Below are 1,998 nucleotides of genomic sequence, written 5' to 3'. Positions count from 1 at the left end.
GTCAACGAGGCTCCCTCATTACTGAAAGCAAATCCGGTATAAAGCCCCGCGGTATCGCTCGGGCGGACAAAGAAGATATGCTCGTGAAGCAAAGATGTCTTTCGTCCGTCGCTCCAGACCTTCATATCTCCCTGCATCCATTTGTCATCCATGGTCAGTTTCCAGACAATTTCCATCGGGTAAGATTTGTCGCCGATCTTATCGGTGCCGCTCCATTTACCCGCCCAGTACAGCAGTTCCTGGTCGGTGATGGTCGGCTGTGATTCTTCCGACAGGGCCGGCTTATTCGCCTTGGAGGAATTATCCACCATGCCCGCCATAACCGACGGCAAGGCCATGTATAAGAATGCCAGAACAAGCATCGCGATTGCGCCTGTTACAGACAAACGCCTGCTATCCGCATATTTCCCAAGTGATCTCATTACTCCTCCTGATCTTGATAGTTGTTGGTTAAATAATTAACTCTTATAATACGGACTATAATAGTCCCCGTTTGCGGCTCGCTGATTATTATTTTATATGAGATACCGAAATATCGAAAGGCCCCGTTAATCAGGCCGAAAAATGATTAAATACCATCATTTTCGCCGGGATCATCGTTGTTATTATTATCCCCTTTCAGCAGATGTGGAGACAATTCCCGCCACTTGGATTCTACTGAAAACTGATTTCTTTCCAAAATTTGCGCTCCCTCGTCTCGGCACATGAAATCCCGATAACGTTTCATGCCATAAAAGATATGTCGCTCCTATCTCAAATCAACCAAATGATCTTCTCGGGCTAATGATGGAAGTCAAAATCATTATCACCGGACGGCATATTTTCGATGTTGGCTATCGTGCCGAATTCAATTATATTGATCGGGATCATAGAACACGTTGAATGGTAATATCGAAGGTTGGGATGCACGATAAAAATATCCTTCTCTATAATGAAGATTGTATCTCCGGAATGCGCCGGCGCCTTCAGCCGGGGAGCGTCGACATCGTGGTCACCTCGCCGCCATACAACATCGGCGTGAAATATGGTTCATATGACGATTCCATTCCCCGAAAGGATTATCTGACATGGTTGAAAGAGTGGGGAAAGGCCCTTAAAGAGGTCTTGAACGATTCCGGTTCTCTTTTTCTCAATATCGGTTCCCGGCCGTCCGAGCCGGAAATACCCTTTCAGGTCGCAAGTGTCCTGAGCGAGGATTTCAAAATCCAGAATGTCATTCACTGGATAAAATCGATTTATATGGAAACGAGCAGTTATGGAGAAAAAGTCGATATCAATGTCGGCCACTATAAACCGATCAACAGCCGCCGCTTCCTGAATGATACCCATGAATATATTTTTCATCTGACTAAGACCGGGGTCGTTGAAATCGACCGTTTGGCGCTGGGTGTTCCCTACAAAGATCAAACCAACATCACCCGCTGGCGCGCCGGCAAAGGAAAACTCCGCTGTCGCGGCAACTGCTGGTTTATTCCTTATGACACTATCCAGAGCCGAGCCGCCGACCGGCCCCACCCCGCCTCATTCCCCCCGCTGCTGGCCGAAAATTGCATCAAGCTGCACGGCCTTAAGAAAGGGATGACTATCCTTGACCCGTTCATGGGTATCGGGAACACCGGACTGGCTTGCCGCAAATTAAATCTGAAATTCATCGGCTTTGAACTGGATAAGAAATATTTCCAAACAGCATGGGAGATGATTTCCAAAGTGGAAATCACCTCTTGACAGAAGCGACGGAAGGTCTAACTTGCTTCTATTATGAATGAAAGAAAAGAATACTTTGAATCGTTTGCCCATGATTGGGACAACAATTTCACCGCCCAGGATATGGAAATTCTTTCTGACTTGATCGCCAATTTTCGTATTAAGCCGGGCGACAGGGTGGCCGACCTCGGTTGCGGCACCGGCGTGCTCTTCGATTTACTGCGGCGCAAGGTCGGTCCCGAGGGGCTGGTGATCGGCGTCGATTTTGCCTCGACCATGATTCGGAAAGCCCGG

General features: G+C 47.9%; 3 protein-coding genes. 2 read left to right on the top strand and 1 reads right to left on the bottom strand.

All coding sequences use genetic code 11. The annotated features are described in order from the left end of the window. Positions 1 to 422, bottom strand: a 422-nt coding sequence (locus NT002_08830) for a hypothetical protein (protein MCX6829366.1), incomplete at its 3' end; no start/stop codon positions are given. A gap of 481 nt (positions 423 to 903) precedes the next feature. Here NT002_08830 and NT002_08825 point away from each other — a divergent pair. Both NT002_08825 and NT002_08820 read left to right on the top strand, forming a co-directional pair. Beyond that, positions 904 to 1,725 (top strand): site-specific DNA-methyltransferase, encoded by an 822-nt coding sequence (locus tag NT002_08825; protein MCX6829365.1) that lies wholly within the window; start codon positions 904 to 906, stop codon positions 1,723 to 1,725. Between the two features lie 33 nt (positions 1,726 to 1,758). Next, positions 1,759 to 1,998 (top strand): methyltransferase domain-containing protein (locus tag NT002_08820; GenBank protein MCX6829364.1); only part of this gene is annotated, 240 nt, incomplete at its 3' end.

It is taken from the genome of Candidatus Zixiibacteriota bacterium (assembly GCA_026397505.1).
Lineage (GTDB): Bacteria > Zixibacteria > MSB-5A5 > GN15 > PGXB01 > JAPLUR01.
This window is presented reverse-complemented; position numbering and strand designations above follow the sequence as displayed.